Source organism: Paenibacillus sp. RS8, assembly GCF_041956825.1.
Lineage (GTDB): Bacteria > Bacillota > Bacilli > Paenibacillales > Paenibacillaceae > Paenibacillus_AQ.
This window is the reverse complement of the sequence record NZ_CP168131.1, coordinates 6,273,304-6,294,580: the sequence shown is the minus strand read 5'-3', so window position 1 is coordinate 6,294,580 and position 21,277 is coordinate 6,273,304. Positions and strand designations below refer to the sequence as shown.

22 protein-coding genes and 1 riboswitch are annotated in these 21,277 nt (G+C 44.3%); of the genes, 18 read left to right on the top strand and 4 right to left on the bottom strand.

Annotated features, from left to right (window positions below):
* Positions 1 to 45 precede the first annotated feature (45 nt).
* The 18 genes from ACDZ28_RS29660 (at position 46) to ACDZ28_RS29575 (ending at position 16,276) form a co-directional block, all read left to right on the top strand.
* Positions 46 to 1,299, top strand: a complete 1,254-nt coding sequence (locus tag ACDZ28_RS29660) for a bifunctional 3,4-dihydroxy-2-butanone-4-phosphate synthase/GTP cyclohydrolase II (RefSeq protein WP_076119794.1) — start codon at positions 46 to 48, stop codon at positions 1,297 to 1,299.
* A 36-nt stretch (positions 1,300 to 1,335) separates the two neighbouring features.
* Positions 1,336 to 1,803, top strand: coding sequence for a 6,7-dimethyl-8-ribityllumazine synthase (gene ribE / locus ACDZ28_RS29655; protein WP_036676377.1), 468 nt, complete (start codon positions 1,336 to 1,338; stop codon positions 1,801 to 1,803).
* A gap of 134 nt (positions 1,804 to 1,937) precedes the next feature.
* Positions 1,938 to 2,729 (top strand): ScpA family protein, encoded by a 792-nt coding sequence (locus tag ACDZ28_RS29650; RefSeq protein WP_042129650.1) that lies wholly within the window; start codon positions 1,938 to 1,940, stop codon positions 2,727 to 2,729.
* On the top strand, positions 2,698 to 3,300 hold the full coding sequence (gene scpB / locus ACDZ28_RS29645; protein WP_042129648.1) for an SMC-Scp complex subunit ScpB: 603 nt from the start codon (positions 2,698 to 2,700) through the stop codon (positions 3,298 to 3,300). The genes ACDZ28_RS29650 and scpB overlap by 32 nt, the downstream gene beginning before the upstream one ends.
* Before the next feature lie 183 nt (positions 3,301 to 3,483).
* Positions 3,484 to 4,197 carry a DUF2953 domain-containing protein gene (locus ACDZ28_RS29640; RefSeq protein ID WP_375103460.1) on the top strand — a complete coding sequence of 238 codons (714 nt, stop codon included), beginning with the start codon at positions 3,484 to 3,486 and terminating at the stop codon, positions 4,195 to 4,197.
* 84 nt (positions 4,198 to 4,281) lie between these two features.
* Positions 4,282 to 4,785 (top strand): GerW family sporulation protein, encoded by a 504-nt coding sequence (gene ytfJ, locus ACDZ28_RS29635; RefSeq protein ID WP_375103459.1) that lies wholly within the window; start codon positions 4,282 to 4,284, stop codon positions 4,783 to 4,785.
* Between the two features lie 166 nt (positions 4,786 to 4,951).
* Positions 4,952 to 6,151, top strand: a complete 1,200-nt coding sequence (locus tag ACDZ28_RS29630; protein WP_339287432.1) for a D-alanyl-D-alanine carboxypeptidase family protein — start codon at positions 4,952 to 4,954, stop codon at positions 6,149 to 6,151.
* A gap of 36 nt (positions 6,152 to 6,187) precedes the next feature.
* Positions 6,188 to 6,853, top strand: coding sequence for a nucleoside recognition domain-containing protein (locus tag ACDZ28_RS29625; protein WP_042129641.1), 666 nt, complete (start codon positions 6,188 to 6,190; stop codon positions 6,851 to 6,853).
* A 52-nt stretch (positions 6,854 to 6,905) separates the two neighbouring features.
* A complete protein-coding gene (locus ACDZ28_RS29620; protein ID WP_042129639.1) occupies positions 6,906 to 7,394 on the top strand; it encodes a spore maturation protein in 489 nt (162 codons plus the stop codon).
* 66 nt (positions 7,395 to 7,460) lie between these two features.
* Positions 7,461 to 7,805, top strand: coding sequence for an N-acetylmuramoyl-L-alanine amidase (locus ACDZ28_RS29615; RefSeq protein WP_042129637.1), 345 nt, complete (start codon positions 7,461 to 7,463; stop codon positions 7,803 to 7,805).
* 20 nt (positions 7,806 to 7,825) lie between these two features.
* Positions 7,826 to 8,584 (top strand): pseudouridine synthase, encoded by a 759-nt coding sequence (locus tag ACDZ28_RS29610; RefSeq protein ID WP_042129634.1) that lies wholly within the window; start codon positions 7,826 to 7,828, stop codon positions 8,582 to 8,584.
* A 120-nt stretch (positions 8,585 to 8,704) separates the two neighbouring features.
* On the top strand, positions 8,705 to 9,226 hold the full coding sequence (locus ACDZ28_RS29605; RefSeq protein ID WP_375103458.1) for a redoxin domain-containing protein: 522 nt from the start codon (positions 8,705 to 8,707) through the stop codon (positions 9,224 to 9,226).
* A complete protein-coding gene (locus ACDZ28_RS29600; RefSeq protein ID WP_042129632.1) occupies positions 9,226 to 10,911 on the top strand; it encodes a cytochrome c biogenesis protein ResB in 1,686 nt (561 codons plus the stop codon). The genes ACDZ28_RS29605 and ACDZ28_RS29600 overlap by 1 nt, the downstream gene beginning before the upstream one ends.
* Positions 10,908 to 12,170, top strand: a complete 1,263-nt coding sequence (ccsA, locus tag ACDZ28_RS29595; RefSeq protein WP_042129629.1) for a cytochrome c biogenesis protein CcsA — start codon at positions 10,908 to 10,910, stop codon at positions 12,168 to 12,170. The genes ACDZ28_RS29600 and ccsA overlap by 4 nt, the downstream gene beginning before the upstream one ends.
* A 77-nt stretch (positions 12,171 to 12,247) precedes the next feature.
* A complete protein-coding gene (locus ACDZ28_RS29590) occupies positions 12,248 to 12,964 on the top strand; it encodes a response regulator transcription factor (protein ID WP_036676174.1) in 717 nt (238 codons plus the stop codon).
* Entirely contained in the window at positions 12,965 to 14,401 is a 1,437-nt protein-coding gene (locus tag ACDZ28_RS29585) for an ATP-binding protein (protein ID WP_375103457.1), read from the top strand. It begins immediately after the preceding gene.
* Between the two features lie 118 nt (positions 14,402 to 14,519).
* Positions 14,520 to 16,013, top strand: coding sequence for a glycerol kinase GlpK (gene glpK / locus ACDZ28_RS29580; RefSeq protein WP_375103456.1), 1,494 nt, complete (start codon positions 14,520 to 14,522; stop codon positions 16,011 to 16,013).
* A 14-nt stretch (positions 16,014 to 16,027) separates the two neighbouring features.
* Positions 16,028 to 16,276, top strand: a complete 249-nt coding sequence (locus ACDZ28_RS29575) for a DNA-binding protein (RefSeq protein ID WP_231573845.1) — start codon at positions 16,028 to 16,030, stop codon at positions 16,274 to 16,276.
* Positions 16,277 to 16,398: 122 nt separating this feature from the next.
* On the opposite strand, the gene ACDZ28_RS29570 is transcribed toward ACDZ28_RS29575, so the two are convergent.
* The 4 genes from ACDZ28_RS29570 to ACDZ28_RS29555 form a co-directional block, all read right to left on the bottom strand.
* A complete protein-coding gene (locus ACDZ28_RS29570) occupies positions 16,399 to 16,767 on the bottom strand; it encodes a carboxymuconolactone decarboxylase family protein (RefSeq protein WP_042129622.1) in 369 nt (122 codons plus the stop codon).
* Between the two features lie 10 nt (positions 16,768 to 16,777).
* Complete coding sequence (locus ACDZ28_RS29565) at positions 16,778 to 18,421, bottom strand: thiamine pyrophosphate-binding protein (RefSeq protein ID WP_081389882.1); 1,644 nt, start codon at positions 18,419 to 18,421, stop codon at positions 16,778 to 16,780.
* Between the two features lie 118 nt (positions 18,422 to 18,539).
* Positions 18,540 to 18,635, bottom strand: a riboswitch (cyclic di-GMP riboswitch).
* Between the two features lie 190 nt (positions 18,636 to 18,825).
* Positions 18,826 to 20,076 (bottom strand): methyl-accepting chemotaxis protein, encoded by a 1,251-nt coding sequence (locus ACDZ28_RS29560; protein ID WP_042129618.1) that lies wholly within the window; start codon positions 20,074 to 20,076, stop codon positions 18,826 to 18,828.
* Between the two features lie 122 nt (positions 20,077 to 20,198).
* Positions 20,199 to 21,155, bottom strand: a complete 957-nt coding sequence (locus ACDZ28_RS29555) for a YafY family protein (protein WP_076119786.1) — start codon at positions 21,153 to 21,155, stop codon at positions 20,199 to 20,201.
* Positions 21,156 to 21,277: the final 122 nt, after the last annotated feature.

The window sequence follows — 21,277 nt, the reverse complement described above, 5'->3', positions numbered from 1 at the left end:
GAGGACGGAAACAATCCTTCGTAAAGCTATTAGGAGGATAGAATCATGAGCGAACAATCGAAGAAGGAAAGTGTCTTGGACCCGATTGAAGAAGCTATTTATGATTTAATGCGCGGCAAAGTCATCATCGTAGTGGATGATGAAGATCGTGAGAATGAAGGGGATTTTATAGCTCTTGCTGAACGGGCGACACCAGAAGTCATCAATTTTATGATCACTGAGGGACGTGGTTTGGTCTGCATGCCAATTACCGCAGAACGTGCGGAAGAACTTGAACTGCAGGCCATGGTCAGCCACAATACAGATAATCATGGCACAGCGTTTACCGTATCCGTAGACCATATCGATACAACAACTGGTATTTCTGCTGGGGAAAGATCCTTGACTGTAAAGGCCATGATTGACCCTAAAGCGAAGCCGTCTGATTTCCGTAGACCTGGCCATATGTTCCCGCTGATTGCGAAAAAAGGCGGCGTGTTGCGACGTTCCGGACATACAGAGGCTGCTGTTGATTTAGCCCGTATGTGTGGTGCATATCCAGCCAGTGTGATTTGTGAAATCATCAAGGAAGATGGCTCGATGGCTCGGTTGCCTGATCTAGTTGAGATTGCTAAGAAGCATGATCTTAAATTAATCAGCATCAAAGATCTCATTCACTATCGGAATGAGAAGGAACAGCTCGTCAATCGCGAGGTGTCGGTGCGTCTGCCTACCGATTTCGGTGAGTTTCAGACCATTGCTTATACAAATGAAGTGGATGATAAAGAACATGTAGCATTGGTGAAGGGCGATATTTCAGGGGATGAGCCAGTGTTAGTACGTGTACATTCCGAATGCTTGACGGGGGATGTATTTCACTCCCATCGCTGCGATTGCGGTCCGCAATTTGAAGCAGCGCTTCGGCAGATCGAAGCTGCCGGTAGAGGGGTATTGCTCTATATGCGCCAAGAAGGTAGAGGTATTGGTCTTATTAATAAGCTTAAAGCCTACAAGCTGCAAGAAGAAGGACTAGATACCGTAGATGCGAATCTTAAGCTTGGTTTTCCAGCAGATTTACGTGATTACGGGATTGGAGCACAAATTCTGAAGGATCTAGGTATAAGTCAAATTCGTCTCTTAACGAACAATCCTCGAAAGATCAAAGGATTGGAAGGCTATGGATTGGAAGTTGTTGAACGCGTGCCAATACAAATGCCGGAGAATAAAGATAATACTAATTATCTCCATACGAAGCAGGCGAAGCTTGGACACTTGTTGTCTTTTGACGACATTGAACAAAATGAGGATTCGAAAGTATAACCATACATTATAAAAAACGAAGGGTAGATGATTGATATGCCGAAATATTTAGAAGGACATTTAGTTTCTGAGGGGTTAAAATACGGAGTCGTAGTAGGACGGTTTAATGAATTTATTACCAGTAAGCTTTTATCCGGTGCACTAGATGCATTTAAACGCCACGGTGTTGGTGATGATGAGGTAGATGTGGCTTGGGTTCCAGGTGTGTTTGAAATTCCGTTGATTGCTCAAAAAATGGCGGAAAGCGGTAAGTACGACGCTGTAATCACTTTAGGAACAGTTATCCGCGGTTCTACAACGCACTATGATTATGTATGTAATGAAGTCGCTAAAGGCGTAGCCGCGATTAATCTTAAAACCGGCGTGCCGACGATTTTCGGGGTAGTTACTACTGAAAACATTGAACAAGCCATTGAGCGTTCAGGAACTAAAGCAGGGAATAAAGGCTGGGATGCTGCGACTGCTGCGATTGAAATGGCGAATCTTAACAAACTGTTTAAGTAAGACAGCTATTGACGAATCAGTTGAATTCGTGCTTATTTATAGTATAAGAAGAAAGCATGGATTATAAAGCCCTTTCTACTTGTGTAGCGTCCTTTGGGCGCTGCACTTTACTTTTTTTGGCGGGAGGATGCTTCGTGACTGTATTGTACAAGCTGGAAACGTTTGAAGGTCCGCTGGATCTGCTTTTGCATTTAATTGATAAGGCGGAAATCGACATCCAGGACATTCCGGTCGCCGAGATCACCGAACAGTATATGGAATACCTGCGAAGTATGCAGGAGCTTGAACTGGATATTACGAGTGAATTTCTCGTGATGGCTGCAACCCTATTATCTATAAAGAGCAAGCTATTGCTGCCCAAACCACCGGTCATTGAGATCGATGATTTTGAATATTACGAGGAAGATGAATTTGATCCACGAGCTGAGCTCGTTCAGCGACTGATTGAGTATCGTAAATTCAAGAGTATTGCTGTTCATTTAATGGATATGGAGAGCGAGCGGAGCTTGATTTTTACGAAGGAACCGGAGGATCTGGGTCCATTCGTGCCTGAAGAGATCGACCATACGCTAAAAGGACTACATACTTCCGACCTTATAGCTGCTTTCCGTAAAGCACTAAGTAAGGCGGCAAGAAGGTCTTCTTACCAGCGGATCACCCGGGACGAAATATCGGTAAAAGATCGTATACGTGATGTATCGGATGCGCTGCAGCGCAGAGGAAAGGGCGGAAGGCTCCATTTCTCAGCACTGCTTCACGATGAAATGGCGCGACACGAAATCGTAGTTACTTTTCTTGCGATTCTGGAACTAATGAAAATGAAGGCGATTTTTTGCTACCAAGAGAAATTGTTTGAAGACATCGTAATGGAGTGGAGAGGAGGAGAACACTTCAATGGATTACAAAACGCTGAAATCGATTATTGAAGGCCTGTTGTTTCTATCAGGTGATGAAGGAATCTCCGTACGGCAAGTCGCCGAGATTACGGAGCAGCGGCCAGAGCTTGCGGCTGGAGCATTAGAAGAACTGAAAGAGGATTATGTGACTCAGGAGCGGGGGTTACAGGTAGTCCAAATTGCCGGGAATTACCGGCTGGCTACATTGCCTGAACATGCCCATTATTTTGAGCGTTTGGCTTATTCCCCATCTAGATCCACTTTGTCTCAAGCCGCATTAGAGACATTGGCGATTGTGGCTTATCGTCAGCCGATTACACGGGTGGAGATCGAAGAAATTCGAGGTGTGAAATCTGAACGTGCAATTCATACGCTGAATAATAAGGATTTGATCCATGAGGTAGGTCGTGCGGAAGCGGTAGGACGTCCAATCTTGTATGGCACGACTAAATCATTCTTGGAAAGTTTTGGCCTTGCAAGTCTGAATGAATTGCCAGAACCATCAAACTTCGAATCCACGGATAATTTGGAAGAGGAAACGCAGCTATTGTTCAATAAGCTGGATACTCAAATGACGTTCGAGGATATAGAGGAACCTTAGTTTTTTTGTAATTCCGCAATTATTTATATTGCTGGGACAGCCCATAAACCATTCATATGGTTTATGGGCTGTCCCTATTTTTTTGAAGAGGCACTTTTTTATCCAAACCCCGAATTTTTTCCAGCTTAAATTGCCATACTAAACCAAAGGTTCCCATTATTTCGGTTTCTTGGAGGTAAATACGTGACGTTATGGCTTGGAATTCCCCTCGGATTGCTGGTGTTGGCAATGATCCTGGTTCTGTCTTCATCTATCGATTTCCGCATCCGGTGCTATAAACATGACAAAAATGATCTGCTCGAGTTAGATGTTAAGACTCTTTTTGGTCTAATCAAACTCCACTATGAACTGCCCCGATTGGTCTTTAAAGGATTGGAGCAAGGTGTGATCGGGAAGTTTAAAGAGACGGGATCCGCGACTACAGGTGTTGATACTGTAAAGGAAGAACAATTCGATAAAAAAAGATTTGAGCACTGGCGGGACAATATACAACTAGCTGTGAAGTCTACACGCGGATTGAAAAAATGGTTTAAGGAAACTGTATCTCATGTCAAAATATCAAAGCTCGACTGGTCCACGGATTTCTCACTTGGTGATGCAGCTGACACTGCCATAGTATCAGGGGCCGTATGGGGATTGAAGTGGAGCATCGTTGGATTTATTTCACAGTGGGTCAAATTGAAATACAATCCACGAGTGTTTGTGAAGCCTGTTTTTCAAGATGAGCATTCTTTTTCAATGGAGTTAGTATGTGAGGGGAAAATGTCCGTTTCCTATGCCGTATACGCATCAATGAAGCTCCTTTCACGTGTCTTGAGAGAGACAGGGGGAATCAGTAAATGGAGAAAGTTACTAAAACGAATGCGCAGGGAGCCTCATGGGCAAAGTTTAGAATGAAAGTTACATACAAATGTGTGGATGTGGGGATGATAAGCGCTGTAGAAGCATGAGAAATCGTACTCAATCAAAGGAGGAAACAATATGAGCGACCATCCTATTCAGGGCCTAATGCAAACAGCGATGGAAAATATCAAGGGTATGGTAGATGTTAATACGATTGTTGGAGATCCGGTACAAACACCTGACGGTAGTATTATTCTCCCGATTAGTAAAGTGGCCTTTGGATTTGCTGCAGGGGGTAGTGATTATCGAGTAGAGGATTCTATAAGTGGATCCAGCTCCCAAGGCGGTGTCAAAATGCTTCCTTTTGGTGGCGGTAGTGGGGGCGGTGTCTCCATCAGACCAATTGCTTTTCTAGTGGTTGGTAAGGATGGGGTAAACATTGTGCCACTCGACAATCAAACGCATTTGTTCGAAAAAATTATCGATGCCACGCCTGGGCTCATCGACAAAATCCAGACCATGTTCCAAAGCAGCAGTTCTTCAGGTCAAGCTGGGTCAACTGCTACACAGACACCACAAGCACAAGCATCACAAGCACCTGCTAAACCCGATCCAAGTACATCCCAATCTTCAACACATTAGGTACACATAATTGTTCAAATAGCCTCGGGGATATCGCCTTACATCAGGCGGTGTCCCTTTTTGTGTGGAGAGGACATACCCTAAGGCTGGTCCGCATACACTTGTACAACATAAGCATGAAATGAATGACTTTACTTAAGAACCGATAAGAATCCGGAGGATAAATATGAAGACAATAACCCGTAAATTTCCAATCGCCTTATTACTGAGCATTGTGTTGTTTCTTCTGACACCGCTAACCTTGATCCATGCGGAGAACAGCTCCATATCTACGCATGCAAGGGCAGCAGCGCTGATTGATGTGGAATCCGGGCGTATTCTGTATAGCAGTCGAGGAGATGAGCCTATGCTTATTGCCAGCCTGACTAAAATAATGACCGCCCTTGTCGCTATTGAGAATGGTGATTTAGCATCCAAAGTCAAAGTTGGCAAAAATGCCTTCGCCAAAGAAGGCTCCTCAATTTATTTACAGCAAGGAGAAGAGATGACGCTGGAAAATATGTTGTATGGTCTAATGCTGCGCTCAGGGAATGATGCGGCAACAGCGATTGCTGAACATATTGGCGGATCTGAAGAAGGGTTTGTATACCTGATGAACAATAAGGCTGAAGAGCTAGGATTGAAAAATACTCATTTTGCTAATCCGCATGGTCTTGATGCTGAAGGCCATTATTCGAGTGCTAACGACTTAGCCGTTCTAACGGCTTATGCTCTTCATAATCCTGTATTTAAGCAAATAGTGAAGACGCAGGAGAAAACTGCAGACAATCCAAATGAGAAATGGGATTACAAATGGAGAAACAAGAATAAAATGCTGTATTTATATGAGGGAGCGGACGGTGTAAAGACAGGGTATACCAAAAAAGCGCTACGCTGCCTTGTCAGCTCGGCGACTAGAAACGGTCAGCAGCTTGTCGCAGTGACAATAAATGATGGCGACGACTGGAATGATCATGCTTCACTACTAAACTTCGGGTTTAATCACTATCCGCTAAGGACATTGATCGAACGTGAGGATCCCGTAAGCGGTTATGACTTCGTGACAGCTAAAAAATTTGCCTATCCTCTCGGACAAGGCGAACAGGATAGAGTGACCACCAAACTTGTCCTAAATCAGATGCCTGCAGCATCAGCTAAAACTGTAAGATCAAACTTTGGACTGCAAGGGGTTCTCGTTCTAAATCTAGGTGACAAAGAAATAGGTCGGGTTCCGGTGTATACACGAGAGTCCTTACCACCTGAGGAATCCGCTTATACTAAAAAATATAGTGCAACCCAAGCACACACTTATCCTGCGGATAATTGGTTTCAGGCTTTAGGAAGTGCACTGAAGGCGTTATTTAAATTGGGGGAAAGCTCCAAGTAAGCTGATAGGCTGAATAATGAAGAGGGAGGCGTATCCATGATTAACGGGATTTGGCTAGGAATGATCATCATCGGTTTTCTGTTCGCCGCCGTTAACGGCAGAATGGATGAATTTACAGCCGCCGTATTCGACGGAGCTAAGAGTGGGGTTACAGTAAGTTTCGGTTTAATAAGTGTGCTTGTATTCTGGCTTGGAATTATGCGGATCGCAGAGGATGCTGGTTTGCTTAAAAAAATAGCCAAGATACTTGGTCCAATTGTATCCTTCCTCTTTCCAGATGTACCAAAGGGTCATCCTGCGATCGGTTATATCCTCTCCAACATGAGCGCTAACTTGCTTGGACTAGGCAATGCGGCTACACCTATGGGGATCAAGGCGATGCAGGAGCTACAAAAGCTCAATCCCGATAAAGATACGGCCACGCCAGCTATGTGTACCTTGCTTGCGCTTAACACGGCAAGCATTACGCTTATTCCCGCGACATTAATTGCGATTCGATTGAATTACAATTCGGCAGATCCTGCGGGAATAGTAGGCACAACCCTCGCCGCAACAGCTGTGGCGACCCTTGCGGCGATAGCGGCTGACCGCTTCTTCCGAAGGATGACATTGCTGCGCAAACCTCCAAAGCCGCCATCAGCAAAGTCTGGTTCTGCCTCATTGGCGAAGACGTCGCTGCCTAATTCTTCTTTGAAAGGGTGAGCATGACTTGTACCAGTTAATCAGTCTCATATCGGCATGGGCGATTCCGGTCATGATTACGTTCATCCCGCTCTATGCTTATACGCGTAAAGTCCCAGTGTATGAGTCGTTTGTTGAAGGGGCAAAGGATGGGTTTGGTACGGCAATCGCGATTATTCCCCATCTCGTGGGGATGCTTGTAGCGATCAGCGTTTTTCGTGCATCGGGTGCACTCGACTTCCTCATGGGATTTATATCTCCTGCTCTGCAAGGGCTTGGCGTCCCTCCAGAAGTACTGCCACTTGGCCTTCTGCGGCCCCTCACAGGGACAGGCTCGCTAGCTTATACCACAGATCTGATTCGCGTTCATGGTCCAGATTCTCTAATCGGCATGATTGCCTCTACCATACAGGGCAGTACGGATACAACACTCTATGTATTAACAGTTTATTTTGGCGCCGTAGGCGTGCGTAACGGCCGCTACGCACTTAAGGTAGGTCTATTCTCCGATGTCGTTGGCTTCGTTGCAGCGATCGCGGTCTGTCTACTACTTTTTGGGTAGGCGGCGTCACCCCCTATCCTTCCTCGACATATGCTAATTCAGCAATGTGGAGGGAGGCAATCCGCTATGATTTATAAAGGTTTTATTCTGCACCAGTCTCGCTGTACTTCCATTAACGGCAAAGGTTTTGATTTCTGGGTTGGAGTGGACGGAGCCATTTACGCGGCACCGCTGCTGACCGATCCGGAGTATATTCACATCTGCTTGGAAGGTGATTTCAGCAGGGAAGATGGAATTCCTCCATTATCTGGCAGGAAGGAACAGCTATTTGCAACGGGTAAACTCATTCTAGAATTGGTAGAGCGCTACCAAATCTCCCCTTTAATCATCGAACCCCACAATAAATACTGCCCAGGAGCATTTTTTCCATGGAATGAACTTGTGATTTATCCCTCTGATGGTTATCATTAATCTGAGGTGACTAGTCGAAAATGGAAAGATTACAGAAAATTTTGGCGCAGGCCGGTGTGGCGTCCAGACGTAAGTGTGAAGAAATGATTTTGGCCGGTAAAGTGGAAGTCAACGGGGAACTCGTAACTACGCTTGGCACGAAGGTGGACCCCGCAACAGATATTATTAAAGTCTCCGGTAGACTGATCCGGGGCGAGAACAAAATCTACATTATGTTCAACAAACCTAAAGGAGTAATTACAAGTGCTTCCGATCCAAAGGGTCGTAAGGTTGTAACGGACTACCTTAAAGGAATTACAGAACGGGTTTACCCTGTAGGCCGTCTGGACTACGATACGGAAGGTTTGCTGCTGTTAACAAACGATGGGGATTTCGCTAACTTGCTTACCCATCCTAAGCATCACGTACCTAAGACGTATCATGCTACGGTCAAGGGTATACCACACGGAACTGCACTGGACAAGCTAAAGGCAGGGATCAAGCTGGAAGATGGTATGACAGCGCCTGCCGAAGTGGAGTACAAAGATATCGATGAAGTGAATAAAGAAGCGGTAATCAGCATTACGATTCACGAGGGACGTAACCGTCAGGTACGACGCATGTTTGATGCGATTTCACACCCCGTCATCCGTCTGAAACGGATTTCTTTCGGGGATATTATGCTGCAAAATCTTAAACGCGGATCCTACCGTCATTTGACCAAAGATGAAATTAACCATCTGCAGCAAATTGCTAAAGCAGGATTGCTAAAAGAAAGAACTCCACGTAAAGAGTCATAAAGACACAGAATATTCACAATTGAGCCCCCTAATACTGTGACTAAATTCGCTATAATGTTCATAGGATGTTCACACCTTACAACATAAGTATGAGTTGCGTCACAGAAGGGGGCTTTACATGTGGGTAAAGCGAGAAAACCAATTCAAATCGTAATTCTGTTTCTAATCGTTCTAGTGGGTGGTTATGCAATTGGCTCCTCTGTATTTGGTGGAAGTGGTAAGCCAGAGGAAGGTAGTAAAGCGCCTGCCATTGATTTGCTAGGTCTAGATGGAGTTGGGCATACATTAGACGAGTATAAGGGTAAGGCTATTGTGCTGAATTTCTGGGGCTCATGGTGCACACCATGTGTAAAAGAAATGCCGGCGCTCCAAGCACAATGGGAGAAATGGAAGGATAAGGATGTAGTCGTTATAGGAATCAATGTAGGTGAAGATCAGATGACTGTCGAGAATTTTGTGAAGCAGGTCGACATTGATTTTCCGATTCTGATGGACACGGGACGAGATGCTGTGCGAAGTTATGGTATTTCTCCACTTCCAACGACTTTCTTTATTAATCCAAAGGGTAAAATTGACAGCATTCATATCGGCCAGCTTGATTTAGATTCACTAGATGATCAAATTGGGAAGCTGGTGGATTGATGAGTGAACGCGAGGCTTTTATAACCAATACCAAATGTGAATGCGGCCACCAGAATCCTGTAGGTACTGTTCTGTGCGAAGCATGCGGAAAACCGCTTGGCAAAGAATCGGACTGGGGCGAGAATCTGGAAATGCGTTATGACGGTGTAGCCCGTCGTTCGCAGCGTGTTAATCCAGGCATGATTGATCGCGTATGGAACTTTTTTTCATCCGTCAAAATAGCGATTTATCTAATCGTATTGACACTGTTAGGCTCTATGCTGGGCACGATATTTCCTCAGGAGAGTACTTTTCTTAATATTGATGCATCTAGTTATTATAAGCAGGAGTATGGAACAGCAGGGGACATCTACTATAAGCTTGGACTTTCACATACATACGAATCCTGGTGGTTTGTAACTCTACTCGTAATGATTGGTGCTTCACTTGTCATTTGTAGTTTGGACAGAGTACTTCCGCTATATAAGGCATTAACTAGACAGAAGATTCGAAAGCATCGTCAGTTCTTAACTCGGCAAAAGGCCGTGCTAGTCACTGAAGTGCAAGAAGAACCAGAAGCTTGGGTTGCTAGGGTGGTTCAACCTATGCGTAAAAAGGGCTACCGAGTCAAAACAGATGGAGGAGCTCTGCTAGCAGAGAAGCACCGTTTCAGCCGCTGGGGACCTTACGTAATACATATTGGTTTGATTATTTTTTTACTTGCTGTATTGGCAAGAGGATTGCCGGGTCTCAACATGGATCAGCATCTAGCTTTCCCGCAAGGGGAGATTACACAGATTCCGGATACGACCTACTATTTAAAAAACGAGAAATTCACCGTAGAGTTCTATACAGATGAAGAGATGCCTGAGGAGTTTCGAGGCAAAAAAATCCTTCCAAAATTATTCCAAACTAAAGCAGTGCTATATAAATGTACCGCAGATTGCGGAGATCCTACTAAGGAACCGCAGCTTGCCGAGGTGACAACACATGATATCCAAGTAAACTCACCTTTGGATTATAAAGGATTGAAAGCGTATCAGTTTGATTATGATTTAACGCCTGTGCTGCGTTCCGTACAGCCTGTACTTAAGAACTCCACCACAGGGGAGTCGTACGGTAAATTCAAACTGGATATGAAGAATCCGCAGCGTACGATAACAGCGGGACCTTATACGATGACTTTAAAAGAGAAATATATGGATTTTGGACTAAATGAGGATGGGCAGCCGATATCTAAGTCGCCGTATCCGAATGCACCAGCATTCTTGTTCTTGATTCAAGGACCGAATTTGCCAGCGGAAGGTCAGCAGTACTTCTATTTTCCTAAGCAGGTAGATAAGTCTCAGTTTCAGCAGGTTGCTATTAATGATAAGCTTGGCGGCAGCAATAGATTTCTTGAGCTTGAAGTGGACAACATGAGCGATGTTGATTTTTCGGAATCGACTACATACTTGAATATACGTATTGATCGTGCAATGCCTTTTGTATGGTTAGGTGCAGCAATTGTGATGCTGGGTTTAATCCTTGGATTCTACTGGCAGCATAGACGCATCTGGCTTACCGTTGTAAACGGAGAGCTAATACTCGGAGGACATACGAACAAGAATTGGTTCGGTTTCCGCCGTGAGATCGTTTCTATTTTAGAAAAAGTAGATATGGTAGTCGATGAAAAATCAATAGATAATGGAGGAGGCCTTACATGAGCTTGCTCGATATCAGCAGTGCTGTCTTTATTGCCGCATTCTTATTATACAGCGGGTCGTTTATGTTATTCACTATCGCTATCATGGGTCGCAAGTGGTCGGGCCGCAAGCCAGAGGAGCATACTGCTCGATGGGGTAAAATAGCTTTTATTGTATCTTCTATAGGTCTTATCTTTCATCTTATTTATTTCTTTACACGCTGGGCTGGTTCAGGGCATATTCCAGTCAGCAATATGTATGAGTTCATGACTTTCTTATCTATGATGGTTATGGTAGCCTTTACAGTGATGTATGCGATCTATCGTAAGGTTATTCTCGGGCTGTTTGCAGTTCCAATTAGTATTATTGTGATGGCATACGCAGCTGTTTTTCCACAGGAGGTTCAGCCGTTAATTCCATCCCTGCAATCGAACTATCTCAAGATTCACGTAACCTTGGCAGCGCTGGGTGAGTCCTTTTTCGCAGTAGGATTTGCGGCAGGGCTGATGTATCTGCTGCGGACTGTTAATTTTTCCAGTAAAGAAAAGGTGGATCGTAAACAACAAAGGCTGATTGAATTTACTCTCTTTTCAATCATTGTTATAATTGGGTTTCTGGGTTCAGTTTTTGCTTTCCGCGGAGCAGGCTATGAGACTGTTTTTGTCCGTCCCAACGTTACGATTGACAGCGCAGGGCAGGAAAATAGTACAATAGAGAAAGTGAGTTATCGAATGCCGCCGATTGTGGCCCCTCACAATAGCGAAATTGAAAGCTTCCAGTCGTTTCTTGGCATGAAAGAACCTCTCTTTGAAGCTCCTTCATGGATGAATGGTGTGAATGCTGGCCGGAAGTTTAATACTGTAATCTGGTCGATTCTTTCAGGATTACTCCTTTACGGAATTCTTCGCTTGATCGTACGTAAGCCACTAGGCGCAGCGATTCACCCGGTAATGGAGGGAATTGATGAAGGCGATCTAGATGAGATTACGTATAGGGCGATAGCCATTGGCTTTCCTATTTTCACATTAGGCGCTTTGATTTTTGCAATGATATGGGCGCAAATTGCCTGGGGAAGATTCTGGGGATGGGACCCCAAAGAAGTCTGGGCACTCGTTACTTGGCTCTTCTACAGTGCTTATCTTCATTTACGATTAGCTCGTGGATGGCAAGGGCGAAAATCTGCCTGGCTTGCTGTTCTAGGCTTTTTAGTCGTAATGTTTACCTTAGTTGGCGTTAATCTAGTCATCGCCGGACTTCATTCTTATGCGGGGACGGACTGAGCATAGTTTACCTGCTAACACAGCACAATGGATTTAAGGTTACGTTCTACTGTATTTGATGAAGGGGTTGTTGTGAAATGGCAGATCATTTAAACAGAATTCTGGTAGTGGATGATGAAGAACGCATTCGCCGCCTGCTTAAGATGTATCTTGAAAAAGAAGGCTATGAAATCGATGAAGCAGAAGATGGAGAAATCGCTCTTCGTAAAGCAACTGCAAATGACTACGGTCTGATTTTGCTGGATGTTATGCTGCCTGGCATTGATGGAATGGAAGTGTTGACCCGACTCAGAGGGGTCAAGTCAACACCAGTCTTAATGCTTACAGCTAAAGGCGAAGAGATTAATCGTGTACAGGGCTTTGAGATGGGTGCTGATGACTATGTCGTGAAGCCATTTAGCCCTCGCGAAGTGATTTATCGCGTGAAGGCCATTATGCGCCGTTCTTCGGCAACTGCATTTTTGTCCAAAGAGAGCAACTCCAGTAATAACATTGTATTTACTCATCTTATTATTGAGCATGACGCACACCGGGTTACTGCTGGCGGTGAAGAAGTGAGTCTGACACCGAAAGAATACGAACTGCTGCATTATTTGGCGATTTCGCCGGATAAAGTATTCTCTCGTGAAGAATTGCTTAAAGATGTTTGGAATTATGAGTTTTTCGGAGATTTACGTACTGTAGATACCCATGTTAAACGTCTTCGTGAAAAACTGAATAAGGTATCACCGGAATCTGCGGCGATGATTACTACCGTATGGGGTGTAGGCTACAAACTTGAGGTACCTAAATAAGTGAACTTCTGGAGAAGTCTTGTCGGTAAGCTGTGGGTTACGATCATCTGCCTGGTCGCTGTCGTACTGATTACACTCGGGTTGTTTCTACTTCCCTATATCGACAGTAACTTTGCCAATTCTGGTGATATCAAACGTTTATTTATGTATACCTGCATGATCGGATTTTCTTTGACGACATTCTTCGCGTTGTTCTTGTTCACCAAGATCACTCAACCGATGCAACGTGTCATCGAGGCTGCAAACAATATTCGACGTGGTGAATACGGAACAAGGCTGACGCTTGTCACGAGCGACGAAATCGGTCAATTGGCGACTTCCTTCAACCATATGGCTGAGGAGTTGGAAGAGAATATCCGCAGTCTGCACCATGAGAAGGGTCATCTATCCAGTGTATTACGCAGCATGAGTGATGCTGTAATCACCTTTGACACCCTAGGCCAGATAATTCTGACCAATCCGCATGGTCAATCGCTTCTTGAGAGTTGGAGCGATTTAGAGTGGGAACAAGAGAGTGATATTGAACCTCATTCGGAATCGGCTGAGAGTAATGTTCCACCTCCCCTTCGTCCTTTATTTTTGAGCACGTTGAAACAAGGCGGCGATGAGCGTTCTAATGTACATGTCCGGCAGGGCGTGTGGTCCGTCCATATGGCTCCTTTATATTCTGAGGGTAGCATTCGTGGAGTGGTTGCTGTTCTGCGTGATGTGACTGAAGAAGTACGACTCGAAAAAATGCGCCGTGACTTCGTGGCGAACGTCTCTCATGAGATTCGGACGCCATTATCGATGATGCAAGGTTATAGTGAGGCTTTACTTGACGGCATGGCTACTTCACCAGAGGAAAGCAGTGAACTGATTCAGGTCATTCATGATGAATCACTCCGTATGGGACGTCTTGTAAAGGATTTACTCGACCTTGCGCGAATGGAAGCCGGACACACGGATATGTTGAAGGCAGAGGTAGATATGAATGAACTGCTTGAACGTGTGTACCGTAAATTTTCCGTACGTGCTAAAGAGCGTGATATTCATCTGCAGCTAAACAAAGAGAGCGATGTCCTTGTTCTTAAGGCTGCGGATGAAGATAAGCTGGAGCAGGTCTTAACGAACTTGCTCGATAATGCTTTTCGTCATACACAGGGCGGTAAGAAGATCACAGTTCATACAGGAACTTGTGTCTTAGAAGGACGTCGCTATTTTGAAATTAAAATTCAGGATGAAGGCGTCGGTATTCCTCAGGAAGACCTGCCGTATATATTTGACCGTTTCTACAAAGCCGACAAGGCACGTGTACGTGGAGAGTCAGGTGGAACGGGACTTGGGCTTGCGATTGTTAAAAATATTGTTGAGTCGCATCATGGAACCATTACAGCTTCCAGTAAATTGGGTGAGAGTACTACCTTTACCCTAAGACTTCCTGTCGAAAAACAGTAATTCCAAACACAATGTGTGATAGCGCCTCTGACAGCAGAGGTGCTTTTTGTTGAAACGAACACATTAATCTTGTTCATCGTGGAACATATCTCATTGTTTATGCTTGGGAGGCCATCAAATGATTTTATCTTTAGACCAAGGGACTACCAGTTCACGAGCCATATTGTTCGATAAGGACGCTAGAATGGTCTCACAAGGACAATATGAGGTTGAACAATCTTTCCCCCGCCCTGGCTGGGTGGAGCATGACCCAGAGCAAATTTGGGCGTCACAGCTTGCAGCTGCAAGAGAGGCGATTACTCGGAGCGGGATTGCGCCTCAGGAAATATTTTCTATCGGTATTACGAATCAGAGGGAAACGGCCCTAATCTGGGATAGAGCAACAGGTAAGCCGATTTATCCTGCGATTGTATGGCAGGACAGACGTACTGCAGAGGTATGTGAAGAGATCAAGAGTAAGGGGTTAGAGGGACTTATTGCTAGCAAGACGGGACTCGTTGTGGATGCTTATTTTTCTGCAACCAAATTCTCCTGGATTCTTGATCATGTGGAAGGCGCCCGAGAGCGTGCGAATAATGGCGAGTTATTAGCTGGGACGGTGGACAGTTGGTTAATCTGGAAGCTTACTGGCGGAGCTATACATGCCACTGACGTAACTAACGCATCACGTACGATGCTATATAATCTCCATAAACGCTGCTGGGATGAAGAGCTAATGGATGAGCTTCGAGTACCACACTCCATCCTGCCAGAAGTGAGAATGTCCGGTAGTGAATTTGGTGCAGCAGATGCACAGTGGTTCGGTGCAGAAATCCCTATTCACTCTGTATTGGGAGATCAACAGGCTGCTTTGTTTGGGCATACTTGTCTTGAACCCGGCAGTGCCAAAAACACCTATGGAACTGGATGCTTTATTCTGATGAATACAGGCACGGAAGCCGTTGTCTCCAGTCATGGTCTGTTGACCACTGTGGCCTGGGGAATGGGAGAGGAACTCTATTATGCGCTCGAGGGCAGTGTATTTGTAGCCGGAGCGGCTGTACAATGGCTTCAGGAGGGGCTGGGACTCATAACGGAGCCGGCAGGCTCAGAAGACAAAGCACGGGAAGTTGAGGACAGTGAAGGGGTTGTCGTCGTACCAGCTTTCACTGGACTCGGTGCACCTTATTGGGATATGTACGCACGTGGAGCCGTATTCGGTCTAACTAGAGGCACAACCTCGGGACATTTGGTACGGGCAACGTTAGAGTCATTAGCATTTCAGTCTAGAGACGTAATAGGGGCTATGGAAAAAGATGCGGGCATGCCATTAACCGGCCTTCGTGTAGATGGTGGAGCTGTTCGTAATGATTTGCTGATGCAGTTCCAGTCTGATATCCTCGGTAGTGAAGTTACTCGAACTACATATGCGGAGACGACTGCGCTGGGAGCAGCGCTTTTGGCTGGATTAACCTATGGGGTCTGGACAAGAGAACAGCTGGAAAGCTTCAATAAAGCGGAGAGGGTCTTTTCACCTGTAATGGGTATGGATGAGCGTGAACGTCGTTACAGCGCGTGGAAAGACGCTGTAGCGCGGACCATGGGCTGGGAGAAACATGAAGGATATCAGTGATCAGGGAGATGCATATGTCTAAGAACAGAAATATAGAAACTGATCCTGCAGGAATGCTTGGCGGATCAGAATCAGATCTTCCGACTGGATTGGCCAAGCCTGCGCTTCGAGCACTCCATGGTGCTGGGTATACAGAGATTCACCAAATCAGTAAGCTCACTGAGTCAGAGCTTCTGCAGTTACACGGGATGGGACCTAAGGCACTTAATCAATTACGGCGTGCGCTCACGGAGAAAGGTTTGTCCTTTGCCAGTGAGTCCTAAAGTCCCCATCACAGATTAACACAAAAAGCGGCAAGCTAAGGATTATCCTTGGCCTGCCGCTTTTTGTGTTGCAATATTTAATATTCAATAACAAATGCTGCATTTTTCCATCCGGCATATAGTTACTTTATTTCTTCAATCGTTTCGAGAAGGATATTAAAAGCGGTAATGATTCTAGGTGCCCCTATTGCGGGTACTAAGTGTAATAGAATCCCTTTGAGTTGTTCTACAGTAACTCCCACACGAAGAGCCATGACATAATGAACACCCAATTGATCAAACTGACCCATCGAAATCAGGGCAGAGATAACTGCGATTTCCTTCCAGTCAGCTTCGATTGTGTTGCGTTGAAAAATATCGCCGTAGGCATTTCCCATAATAAATTCAGCCAAATCAGGGAAATGTTCTTTAATCGGAGCCAGTGCCTTAGCTCCGTAGTCTCCTGAGAGATTCGTGAAGTGGTTAAGACCACTGTTTACATTGTCTTTCATAAGTGACCTCCTAATTTAGGTTCAAAGTACGATGAGCAGTCGGAGGGACCTCATCACGGTCTGTTAGCAGTTCAATGACGGCAACACGGTTGATGGCAACAGCGTCCTTGATAGCTGTTTCGAACTCCTCAGCTGTCTCACATTTGTAACCCGTAGCACCAAGTGATTCTGCGAATTTCACAGCGTCCATAGGGACTTCGTAGATCGTTCCGTCAATACGTCCTGTAGTTTTTTCCATACCTTTTAGAGCCATATCTAGCTGTTTATTATTCACAACAATGAATATGACAGGAATATCCTTGCAGACAGCAGCGTTAATCTCTGCGCCTAGCATCATAAAGCAGCCGTCTCCTGTAATGCAGAAGATCGTTTCTTCTGGTGCAGCAACCTTTGCGCCAATTGCCATCCCGATGGAATTACCCATACAAGCAAAGTAAGCATCGAATACAAAACTGCCAGGTTTCTTAACCTTGTACCATTTCGCAGCATGGAAACCGTGACTTCCATCATCAACAAAGACTGTGCTGTTATAAGGAATCAAATCACTCATCGTACTCAAGACCGATGCAAGTGAAAGGTTTGGTAAAATCGGAGGCTCTTCGGTATAATCGGAATTTGTCGGTGCTTCGCGTTTTGTGATGTTGTTCGTGTCAATATTATTGAGATAGCAAACTAGATTGTCACGTAGATCTCCAGTCACTGGAATCGTTTTAGAGAACAATATTTTTCCGACAAAAGTCGGATCGCTATCAAACTGAATTAATGTTGCAGGATGATTTTCCTTTTTAAGATTACAAATAGTCATATCGCTTAAACGTGACCCGAGAACGATAAATAGATCACTTTGATTCAGCAAGTCATCCCCATGGGTACAACCGCCTACTCCAATTGGACCGTGATAGAGTGGATGATCCCAAGCTATAGCTCCTTTACCACCTGGAGATGTAACTACAGGAATATTAAATGTTTCTGCTAATTGAATTAGCTCACTATGTGCTCCTGAGCGGTTAACGCCTTTACCCGCGATAATTATTGGATTCTTTGAGTTATTTATTGCATCAAGTACACGGTCGATATTAGCATGGCTAACCAGTGATTCGCGTTCAGGGATTACAATATTACATTCCTCTAGCAATTCCGTTTGTACATCAAAGGGAATACAAAGGTGAACGGGACCACGATTACCGCTCAAAGCAATGGATATGGCATGATTAAAGATTGTGCTAAAGTGATCTCCACGTTCAATAAGCTTGCTATATAAGGTGGCAGGTCTAAACATATCAGCTAAATCAGCTAGAAAAGAGGTAGAGTCCTGACATTGGGGAATTCCAAGCTCTTTAATAGATTGATGGCCAGTAATAAATAGGACAGGTAGGTTGTTGGCCTTAGCATGTGCTGCTGCAGTTAGTAGGTTTGTTCCACCAGGACCCGAAGTGCCAAAAGCTACGCCTAGTTTTCCAGTTTTCAGCGCATAACCAGCTGCTTCGAAGCCGGAACTGCTTTCATGTCTTCCAGGAATAAATTCAATACCGTAATCTACCATTTTAAGAACGATAGGACAAATGGATTTACCGATGATACCAAAGGAATGGGTAACACCAAGGTTCCGTAGTGCTTCCGACATGTAATCTGCGACTGTCTTCAAAAAATACACCTCACAAGTTGATTGTTATTTTAAAACCAAACACTAGAAAACCTGTGCTCTAAAATAGGGCACAGGTTGGTAGCATAAATCGCCATAGAGACTGAACAAAAGTCCAGTCGTCTTGGTTTTCAGCAACCTGGCAGTCATGGCCTCAGATTAAAAATGAGGCTGTAGATCCATGGTTTTGCGTCATCCTCTTTCGAAGATTTTGCCAATATTAATTTAGAAATTTATAAGAAGAATTTTCCTTTACAATATATTCCTAGACACTCTTTGTCAATATATTATCGCAAATTAACTCGAATTTTGACGAAAGTCTTGTCGAACCTATGAAATAATAGATATAAAAAAACTGCTCCTAAGTCTAAGCTTAGGAGCAGTTTTTGAATTTGTTTATATGATTTGGACGTCACTTAAAACTTGAAAATATGGATCGTCTTCTGTAGATTAAATACAGCCTGAGTCATTTTCTCAGTTTCTTCTGCAACGGACTGCAGGGCATTAATTTGTTCATTCATAGCGGCTGATACTTCTTCGGTGCCGGCAGCGGTTTGCTGCGTGATCGCAGAGATATTCTCGATTGCACTTGAGATTTTCAATGCACTTTCCAACATAAGATCACTTTCGGCAGAGAAGGAGGAGATCTGCTCGGTAATATACTGTACACTTTGCACGATTTGAGCAAAGATATGAGCAGATTGAGTGATCATCTCATTCTGTACCTGTACGACTTCTTCGTTGATAGCGATATTATCAATCGCTTGTTTAATATCAGTTTCGATGCTCCGAACCAAGCCAAAGACTTCCTTCGTAGAAGCCGTTGATTCTTCAGCGAGCTTGCGAACCTCCTGTGCGACTACAGCAAATCCTCGACCATGTTCTCCTGCACGCGCTGCTTCGATGGAAGCATTTAGTGATAACAGGTTGGTCTGTTCAGCGATTTCAGTGATGGTCTTTGTGATCATCGTAATTCCGCGAGCATTTTGAGAAAGGGCTTCGATAGTGTCAGCTACTTTTTGAGTAGCCTGGATGTTTTTACGCATGCCTTCAGCTTGCGTATCAACGGATTGGCGTCCTTGTTCAACTAGCTCTAATGTATGTATTGAACGTCTGTTCATTTCTTTTGTTGAGTTCGTATAATTGGATACTTTATTCTCAATATCTTTAATGGATTCTGTCATTTCAGCGATATCCGTAGATATTTCATTTGCACCAAGAGCTAGCTCGTTAGACGAAGAGGCTACCTGTGCCATGACAATTTTCAAATTCTGATTCTTATCTTCGATTCCACGGCTTGCATCCATAACTTGACGAGTGATTTGTGATGCTTCTGTCAAAATCTTCTTGAGCTTGTCAATCATAGTATTAAAGGAACGGCTTACGTCCCCCATAGACCCGTTCTCGTCGGCTCTACTAGTAAAATCCCCTTTTGAAATACTATGAGATACATTCGCGATGTCATCAAAAGAAGATGTAAGCGTTCTCTCGATAAAGCGGGCCACTGGGAAGGTTAGAGCAGCAAGAACGACGATTAGAACAATACCCAAAATAATGTTGCCTAAGATCATAAAAGTAACTAAAACAGGAATGGCAAATAGTGCGGCAACGAGGTAACATCCGGCAACAATTCTTTGTTTTAACGGAAGTTTATGCATCCAGTTCATTGGTATAATGTCCTCCTTATTAATATTATGTATTGGTGTTATTATATGGGATTTAAAGGTGATTGGTCTATAGTAAGAACTGACATAAATCTTCTTTTCGGAGTAGTTCTTTAGATTTCGTGTCAAAAATCCTCATAAATAGCGGAAATTTTTGCGATAGCAGACTTTACCATCTCTAAAAGTTCTTGCGGTGAAAGTACAATAACCGAGGGACTAAAAGAAAGGATTATCCGGCAGGCCGACTCGATCGTATTAAATTCGGCTTCTACGTTCACCCACTCTGCATTGCTAGATGGCTCTATCATATGGATAGAAACGAATCTTTCACGTTGCAATTCTTTTAAGACAGATGTTCTAACCCTTAATTTTACCGGATATTTTGGCAGTGCTGCTTTGAAGGCTGTAGTGGACTCTTCCCAATAATGTTTTAAATCAAATTCATCAGGCCTGTTAAACCGCTCATTGGTCTCTTCTACGTTTATCAATCTGGACACACGAAAGGTTCGCAGTTCATCCCCTATATTGGCTACGACATACCAAACTCCTCGTTTTGCAACTAACCCAAGAGGTTCAATCATCCGGACTTTTGTCTCGTCGTTCCGGAGATAAGTGATTTTTACTTTACGGTCTTCCCAAAGAGCTCTCTGAAGTACAGAAAGGAACGGATAAGTCTCATCCGAAGGATGCCAACTGGCACCGTCAATATGGATCCGCTGGCTTAGATAATTTGCTGGGTTACTAGTTCGATGAGAGGAAGCAGCCTCCAGTTTGAGAACAGCGGAAGAGAAGTCGTCCTGTATCCCCAGATCTTTCATGATAGATGAGTCAGTGGACAGAAGCAGTGAACCAATCTCTTGTGGCTTCATACCTGTTAAGGAGGTTCGGTACCCTTCTGTAAGCATCCAACCTCCTTCACGCCCTCGTTCAGCTACAATCGGGATGCCTGAAGCACTCAATGCTTCCATATCTCTAAACACCGTTCGTTCTGACACTTCGAGTGTTTGGGCCAGCTCGCGAGAAGTCATTTTTCCACGTTTTTGCAATAGAAGCAATATAGATAACAAACGGTCGGCTCGCATTTATTATTTACTCCTCCTCGAATTAAATATTGGACGTGCTCCATTCAACCATTCTAAATTTTGATTATATTATATATGTCAGTGGATGTCATATATTAAGGCTATACTTATAAAACGTAGGG

Bases quoted from the DNA above. Each gene is read 5' to 3' on its own strand.
- ACDZ28_RS29660 (WP_076119794.1), top strand. From the start codon at position 46: ATGAGCGAACAATCGAAGAAGGAAAGTGTCTTGGACCCGATTGAAGAA.
- ribE (WP_036676377.1), top strand. From the start codon at position 1,336: ATGCCGAAATATTTAGAAGGACATTTAGTTTCTGAGGGGTTAAAATAC.
- scpB (WP_042129648.1), top strand. From the start codon at position 2,698: ATGGATTACAAAACGCTGAAATCGATTATTGAAGGCCTGTTGTTTCTA.
- ytfJ (WP_375103459.1), top strand. From the start codon at position 4,282: ATGAGCGACCATCCTATTCAGGGCCTAATGCAAACAGCGATGGAAAAT.
- ACDZ28_RS29630 (WP_339287432.1), top strand. From the start codon at position 4,952: ATGAAGACAATAACCCGTAAATTTCCAATCGCCTTATTACTGAGCATT.
- ACDZ28_RS29625 (WP_042129641.1), top strand. From the start codon at position 6,188: ATGATTAACGGGATTTGGCTAGGAATGATCATCATCGGTTTTCTGTTC.
- ACDZ28_RS29620 (WP_042129639.1), top strand. From the start codon at position 6,906: ATGATTACGTTCATCCCGCTCTATGCTTATACGCGTAAAGTCCCAGTG.
- ACDZ28_RS29615 (WP_042129637.1), top strand. From the start codon at position 7,461: ATGATTTATAAAGGTTTTATTCTGCACCAGTCTCGCTGTACTTCCATT.
- ACDZ28_RS29610 (WP_042129634.1), top strand. From the start codon at position 7,826: ATGGAAAGATTACAGAAAATTTTGGCGCAGGCCGGTGTGGCGTCCAGA.
- ACDZ28_RS29600 (WP_042129632.1), top strand. From the start codon at position 9,226: ATGAGTGAACGCGAGGCTTTTATAACCAATACCAAATGTGAATGCGGC.
- ccsA (WP_042129629.1), top strand. From the start codon at position 10,908: ATGAGCTTGCTCGATATCAGCAGTGCTGTCTTTATTGCCGCATTCTTA.
- ACDZ28_RS29590 (WP_036676174.1), top strand. From the start codon at position 12,248: ATGGCAGATCATTTAAACAGAATTCTGGTAGTGGATGATGAAGAACGC.
- glpK (WP_375103456.1), top strand. From the start codon at position 14,520: ATGATTTTATCTTTAGACCAAGGGACTACCAGTTCACGAGCCATATTG.
- ACDZ28_RS29575 (WP_231573845.1), top strand. From the start codon at position 16,028: ATGTCTAAGAACAGAAATATAGAAACTGATCCTGCAGGAATGCTTGGC.
- ACDZ28_RS29570 (WP_042129622.1), bottom strand. From the start codon at position 16,767: ATGAAAGACAATGTAAACAGTGGTCTTAACCACTTCACGAATCTCTCA.
- ACDZ28_RS29560 (WP_042129618.1), bottom strand. From the start codon at position 20,076: ATGAACTGGATGCATAAACTTCCGTTAAAACAAAGAATTGTTGCCGGA.
- ACDZ28_RS29555 (WP_076119786.1), bottom strand. From the start codon at position 21,155: ATGCGAGCCGACCGTTTGTTATCTATATTGCTTCTATTGCAAAAACGT.